This is a genomic window from Alkalimonas sp., from assembly GCF_020831925.1.
Classification (GTDB): domain Bacteria; phylum Pseudomonadota; class Gammaproteobacteria; order Enterobacterales; family Alteromonadaceae; genus Alkalimonas.
Window position 1 is genome coordinate 38,126 of sequence record NZ_JAFIFQ010000030.1, and the last position, 7,061, is coordinate 45,186.

At 49.2% G+C, this 7,061-nt stretch carries 4 protein-coding genes and 1 pseudogene; 2 read left to right on the forward strand and 3 right to left on the reverse strand.

The features are described from left to right. Positions 1 to 7: 7 nt before the first annotated feature. Entirely contained in the window at positions 8 to 1,618 is a 1,611-nt protein-coding gene (locus JJU14_RS10685) for a LysM peptidoglycan-binding domain-containing protein (RefSeq protein ID WP_228613357.1), read from the reverse strand. Between the two features lie 62 nt (positions 1,619 to 1,680). Beyond that, positions 1,681 to 2,475, reverse strand: a complete 795-nt coding sequence (gene gloB, locus JJU14_RS10690) for a hydroxyacylglutathione hydrolase (protein ID WP_228613359.1) — start codon at positions 2,473 to 2,475, stop codon at positions 1,681 to 1,683. Positions 2,476 to 2,523: 48 nt separating this feature from the next. Here gloB and JJU14_RS10695 point away from each other — a divergent pair, with 48 nt between their 5' ends. Beyond that, positions 2,524 to 3,267: a class I SAM-dependent methyltransferase gene (locus JJU14_RS10695; RefSeq protein WP_228613361.1), complete on the forward strand. Its 744-nt coding sequence runs from the start codon at positions 2,524 to 2,526 to the stop codon at positions 3,265 to 3,267. Here JJU14_RS10695 and murF read toward each other — a convergent pair. Next, complete coding sequence (gene murF, locus JJU14_RS10700) at positions 3,249 to 5,354, reverse strand: UDP-N-acetylmuramoyl-tripeptide--D-alanyl-D-alanine ligase (RefSeq protein WP_228613363.1); 2,106 nt, start codon at positions 5,352 to 5,354, stop codon at positions 3,249 to 3,251. The genes JJU14_RS10695 and murF overlap by 19 nt on opposite strands. Positions 5,355 to 6,529: 1,175 nt before the next feature. On the opposite strand from murF, the pseudogene JJU14_RS10705 reads away from it, so the two are divergent. Further along, a pseudogene (locus JJU14_RS10705) lies at positions 6,530 to 7,061 on the forward strand (hypothetical protein); the annotation flags it as partial.

Sequence of the window (7,061 nt, forward strand, 5' to 3'; positions counted from 1 at the left end):
TCCGCTTTTAAGATTGGGTTACATCCACCAACAGGCGAAGCTGTTGTCCTGGTTGCAGGTGTTGATCAATGCTCAGCTGGTTCCACTCCAAAATATCCGCCACCTGCACCCGATAACGCTGAGCGATGCGTGACAACGAGTCACCACGGCGTACCCGGTAGTTGATGGTGCGGGTAACACCTGTGGTGGCTGGCTGCGCTGTCGCTGCACTCGTTTGTGCCTGAACAATGACCAATTGCTGACCAGGGCGAATGGGATCGCGTGCTGTCATACCATTCCAGCGTGCCAGGTCGTTGACTCGAACCTGATGCGCCCGGCTAATGTCCCACAGGGTATCACCCTGTTTGACCGTATAGTGCAGCCGTTGTTCCGGATTGGTGCGCTCTTGTGCCTGAGCAATTCGGCCAGGCTGGCTTAATTGGTATGCGTCGGCATTTTTAGCCGATACCGGAACCAGCAAGTGCTGGCCAATTCGAATGGTATGGCCATTCAACTCATTCAGACGCTGAATAGCTGCTACGGAGGTCTGGTACTGTTGTGCGATTTTACCTAAGGTATCTCCGCGCACTACGGTATGGCGCTGCCAGCTTAGCCATTGATCGGTTGGGGTGCTGGCCAGTTGCTCCCGAAACTGTGGTTTGTTATCCAGTGGCAGCACCAGCCGATGGCTGCCATCCGGATCGGTGGCCCACTGATTAAAGGCTGGGTTTAAGGCATGCAGCTCATTTAGACTTAAGCCTGCCATTTCGGCAGCCACAGCCAAATCAATTTGGCGACCAACCTCGACGATACCTATTTGTGGTTGATTCGGGATCGGTTGCCACGCAATACCGTAAGTCTCTGGCTGACGGACTAAATCAACCAGTGCCAGCAGCTTGGGGACATAAGCTGTAGTTTCGCGCGGTAAGTCAAGCGACCAGAAATCGGTTGGCAAGTTGCGGTTTTTATTATGGCGAATGGCCCTAAGCAAGCGACCTTCCCCTGAGTTGTAGGCTGCAATGGCATTGAGCCAGTCACCTTCCAGCCGATCGTGCAGATACTGTAAGTAATCTAAGGCGGCGCGGGTCGACTCAATCACATCACGCCGGCCGTCATACCAGTAATTCTGTTGTAAACCAAAGCGTTTGCCGGTGGCAGGCATAAACTGCCACAGGCCAGATGCGCGGGCATGAGAGTAAGCAAAGGGATCAAAAGCACTCTCAACAATAGGAAGTAAGGCCAGCTCCAGCGGCATATTTCGCGCTTCCAGCTGCTGGACAATGTAGTACAAATAGGGCTCAGCCCGATTGGATACCCGATCCAGATAGGCTTGATTGCGGGCAAAAAAGTTGCGTTGCTCAGCAATTGCCCTTCGCTCAGGGACCTCAAAGGTTAATTGCAGCTGGATGCGCTGCCAGACATCATCCACTTTGGTAACATCCAGTGGTGTTGGCGGTTGCTGCTTTGTGCTGCGGACAGGGGTAAGCAAGCTTGCTGCAATTAGTTCGGCACTGGCTGCCTGTTCAAAAGACGCGTTGGGTGTTTCACTGACTGGTTCGGTCGCAGTTTGTAGTTGGTTGGTGGGAGCACAACCGGCTAGAAGAGCGGTCGCAACAACAGTTAAAACGCGTACTTTCATGCAAGAGTCCTGTCAGTTTTTCTATCAGATTGCATGTTACCTGCTTGCAGACTGATTGCAAGTCAGGATTTAAAGCGGTCTTTCTCTGCTCTTAGTGCTGTAAAAGCGGCCTGCTCAGTGGTACTGGCATATTTTCTTTGCAGATCAGGCAGGTGACAGCGTAAAAAAGGATTAATGGCTTTTTCTGTTGCCAGCTTGCTTGGCAGGGTGGGTAATTGATTATCACGCAGTTGCTGGCATTTGGTCACATGCTCTATCACAGCCTGATTGTCTGGTTCAACGGCTCGGGCAAAGGCTAAGTTGGCTAAGGTGTACTCATGGGCACAGTATATGTGCGTTTCATCCGGCAATACAGACAGTCGTTGCAATGACTGATGCATCTGCTCGGGGCTGCCTTCAAACAAACGGCCACAACCTGCACTAAATAGCGTATCGCCGCAAAACAGCGCGGGAGTTTGGTTCAGCAGTGCAGTGTAATAGGCGATATGGCCTAAGGTATGGCCTGGGATATGTAATACCTTGAACCTCACGCCAAACTCGCTCAGTTCTACGATATCCCCATCGTGCACGGTTTGTGTCAGGCTGTTTATGCGCTCTGCTTCGTACGCTGGCCCGATAACCCGCGCATGCGGCCACAGCTGTTTAAGCGCGGCAATGCCATCGGTGTGATCCCAGTGGTGGTGAGTGATCAGGATGCTGCTTAGTTGTTTTTGAGTGTGGCGGGCAAACTGCAGCACCACATCAGCATCACCTGGGTCGACCACAACCAAGGCATCGCTATCCGGTTTGGTCAGACACCAGATATAATTGTCCTGAAAAGCGGCTAATGGCGTGATGGTCAGTTTCTCTGGTTGCATCTGGTATACTCAATCGGATGATAGAACTTTTTAAGGTAGCAAGTTTTGATGAAACCCGCCTTAAGTGCCAGTAACCGGCCTGGGCCTGCCAATTGGCAGCAGATCCCTCAGGGTGAAGCGCTGCGCGCTGCTACTGAGCAGTTGCTAGCAGAGTGGTGGCCACAGATCTTTGGCTATTACCTGCTGAAGGTGGGAGACCTCAGTTGCCAGCTTGATACCTCCGCTAGCCCTATTAAGCATCATATTCATCTTGGGATCAAGGCAAGCCAGTGTCAGGTTAAAGCCGAATCGGATGCCTTGCCCTTGCTGGATCTGAGTGTGGATGCGCTCTTGCTTTGCCATGCCCATGAGTTTTGCAGCGATCCGCATCACCTGATGCGGGAGATGCACCGGGTTTTGCGAGCGGATGGCTACCTGTTGCTTAGCGGATTCAACCCCTTGAGTCTGGCCGGCTTACTAAAACTCAATCCTTGGTTTAAAAATAAAGCACCTTGGAATGGCCGCTTTTTTACCTTATCGCGTTTAAAAGACTGGTTGTACTTGCTGGGCTTTGAGGTGGTGATGGAGCAACGTTTTTATGCGTCCAGTTTGCTGGGTAAAGAGCCTGCCGCTAGTCGTTGGCGTAGCTTTGTTGCTCGGTGCTTTGGCAGTAGTTATCTGCTGGTTGCTCGAAAGCGCGAACTGCCGCTAACGCCAATCCGGCCAAAATGGCAATTGGCCAGCGATTACCCACAAACAGTGCGAGGCACCCTGACCACCAATAGACTGAACAATCAAAAGTCAAAGCTTTGATTTTTAGAGTTTATGGCATGAAGCTTTTCAAAGTGCCTGACAATTTTATGTAGCCCAATACCATTCGAGGCTTTAAATACCAGTAGGTCATTATGTTCAAGATCGCGCAGCAGAGCTTGTTGTAATGGCTGTATATCATTCCAGCAGCTGAGGTTTTCTTGCTCCGTAAGCTCTGCTTTCAATGCTGTCATTTCTGCTCCTACCAAATACAGTCTATCTGGAACACATTGCTTGATGCCAGGCACCAGAGCTTGGTGATAAGTCTTAACGTTTTCACCTAACTCTAGCATATCACCTAACACTAATAGGAGGCGGCCTTGCCTTGGCAACTGTTGCAGCATCTGAAATAAAGCCTGCATCGATGCCGGGTTTGCGTTATAAGCATCATCCAATAAAGTGATCTGGCCCTGTTCAAGTTTTATGTTTTGCTGATGACCGCGACCTGGTATGGCCCTAAAGTCAGCAAATGTGTTGAGCAGTTCGGGCAAGGCCAGCTGCAAATGACTTGCTACCGCTAAAGCGGCCAGGCTGTTATAGACTTGATGCAAGCCTGGACTGCCCAAACGAAAGCGCAGTCGTTGACCTGACAATATGACTGTTATTTCATCCGAATTAGTGGTTAACAGTCTCACATCCGCTTCGGAGTGACTGCCAAAGCTGAGTATTTTTAGAGCTCTTGCGCTTGCTTCAGCTGCCAGGATTGGCCATTGCTGTATATCTCGGTTGATAACTGCGAGATTGCCAGGCGCCATCTCATGAAAGATGCGACTTTTCTTACGAGCAATATTTTCAACATTTTTGTGGTATTCAAGATGAGCTGGTCCTATGGTGGTAATAATCGCAATACCAGGCCTGGCTAATCGGCTGCTTAGCCGGATGCTACCGATGGCGAGTTCTAAAGCGATAAAGTCGGCATCCCACGGCATGGATGCTAAGTTCCAAGCGACACCCAACGGTAAATTAGCATTTGCTTGGTTACCAACTGTTTTGCCAAACGGCTTTAAGCAGTGTTGCAGCATAGCAATCATAGTACTTTTGCCAGCACTACCCGTAACAGCAATCACACAGCCTTTCATTCTGCTGCGAGCAAAACTACCAAGATCCAGGATAGCCTGCTGGCTATCATGCACACGTAATGTTGGTAGCTCTGTTTGAGCCGCCTCAGTGGATTCAGACAAAGCCGCAGCAATTCTCGCACGATAAGTGGTTAGCTGGGAGGCTTTAAAACCGGCAGCGGTGGCTTCAGGAGCCAACATAACTAATGAATTCTGGCCCAAACCATGCGCACTCACAGCTACACTATCTATCTGAAGATTGGTTGGGGTGTTATTACTCCAGGTACCTCCTGTTGCCATGGCAAGACTTTGTACCGTCCAGCCATTAGCCAAGCCTCTTGCTGAAGGCTCGGGGATGGTCGTTTTTTGTTTGCTTCCAAGGAACCGGCAATAAGCGATATAACCCGATAAGTAATGCTCAATATCATCAATTCGAATTCGAAAGGCGTGATGGCGAATAAAAAAGCTGTGGCAAATTTTATTGGGTGCTCGATAGTACATGGCCAGCTCAGGCCAGAAAAAGCCGTTCAACATGTGCTGTGCACGCTGGTGCATTGCAAAGTAAAACTTTTCAAGATTAAGGCTATGGTAAAGATGGTACAGTTCGGGATGGCTGACTAAATTTTCCAGCAATTGCTGTGCCGCCATCATCAGCTCTAATAAGGTTGGAAAGGTGGTGATGCGTTCAATTACAAAATCCAGATGGCCCATCACATTCTGCAAACCAAACTGAAAGTATTTGGCCTCCGGGCGGTATTTCACCAACTCATTGACACTGTAACTCAGCCAGTGGTCGTGGGCTTTCCAATGTTCTCGTGCAATAAAATCATCAAAGGCCAGCGCAGCTGCATCCAGCCAACGAGTGTCTTGACTGATGGCATAGTAACGTAACAGGGCGAAACAGGCTTCGCCATCGTAGTAGATGATGCGAAAGTCTTGTTTGACGCTAAAATCCTGGCTATTTAGCACATGAACAAAGCGGCCGTTGGATGGATTCTGCATACTCAGGATGCCAGCGGCCAACTGCTGCATCAATGGCTTATAGTGCTCGCTGCTGGTTAATTCGGTGTATTTGCAAAGTGCCAGTAAGCCAAGCGCATTGCCTCCTAACTTAATCTCGTTGTGCTCATCCTGCAAAAACGCCATTTGCTGTCCGTCGACATTGGTTTTATACACGAGCATCTGTTGTGTAAGCGCTTGCAAGGCTCGTTCTATCGCGTTTTTGATTTCCTCTCTGGGATTGAATTCACAGGCTTCGATGAGGGCATAAGTGGAGCTCGCATGGCGCAATGTATTGTAAGTTTGAATAGGCCGATGAAAGCAGGGGAAATAACCGTAGTGATAGCGGCCCTTTGGCTGCACCTGTTTTGCCAGATAGTCGGAGGCATGGTTGATAATGGCGCCAAGCAGTTTATGGGTTAATCCTGGAAGTTGTCGCCTGCTAGCATTAGGTCCTGAGGGGTATAGCAGATGCAACTGACCATCGGAGCCCAAAAAAATCCCCTGAGTTTCCAGTTGCCATATCAGCTGATCAGCTGCGAGTGCACTAGGGTTGGGCAGTTCTTCTGTAAAGCGCCGTTTTTGATAAACACTAAAGTTATGTGAATTGAGCTCACAATAGCTGATCTGACTGCCAGCATAGAGTAAGGCATTGGCGTTTAGTTCTTGCTCGGTATAAAGCTGAAGTAACTCATGATCAAACGCTAGACCATAGCGGTAATAATTGCGCTTGGTATTGCGCAGTCTGTGTATCAGTTCGTGCATTTGCAATGGTGTGGCGTTAGTTACCCAGTCGATGCGAAGGTACAGTACCGCTAACTTTTTGGCTTGAATAAGCTCGATACACTTTTGTTGCAACTGTTGCCAACATAGCTCGAATGTATCAGCAGAGCTATGGACTACCCAGCTGCGTTGTTCGCCATTGGAAACTGCGCAGCAAAAGCAAAATCGATCTATTCCGCTTGCAACGGTAGGGCAGTTTTTTCTTAGTTGATGCCGAAGCAGGCTCCACGGAATGTCAATTTGCATAAACTTGTACAGAAGAATTTCATTGGATCTACTCTAGCATGGTAAAAAAAGATAAACAGCTAAAGCATCTTGTTTGATTTGAAACATACTAACAGTCTTCACATTTGTTGATTTTGTCGCCACTTTGATAGACAATATCGAATGTAGTCGCATGGCCGTAGGCAGTAAAAGGATTTTTTATGTTGAAGCAGTTGGTTACCGTTGAACCGGTTTTGGTGTTGTCTGTTGGCGGTAAAATCTGGCTAAAACAAGCCAATGGAGATTTAGAACTCGTCAGTGTCGGCCAGCAGCTCCCTGCTGACGCTCAAATATTCTTTGAGGAAGGTGCTTCCATCAATGGCGACGAGTTGGTCGCTCTGCAATTGCCCGATGATCCCATACTCGATCCTATTCTTGCCGCCGAAATTGAAGCCATTCAACAAGCCCTTTTGTCAGATCAGGATATTAGCCTGATCCCGGCAGCCGCCGCTGGTGAAAATGCGACAGATGGCACCAGTAGTGCTAGTGTGCTTGACCGCGACGGTAATGAGGTCTTACCAGCTGCCGGCTACGATACCGATATTGCCACTGCCGCACCGACCACCGATACTCAAGCCTTTATTCCTAATTTTGCAGCGTTAGCTGACGATACAACTGAAACTGGTGTTGAACCAGAACCAGAGCCAGAGCCAGAGCCAGAGCCAGAGCCAGAGCCAGAGCCAGAGCCAGAGC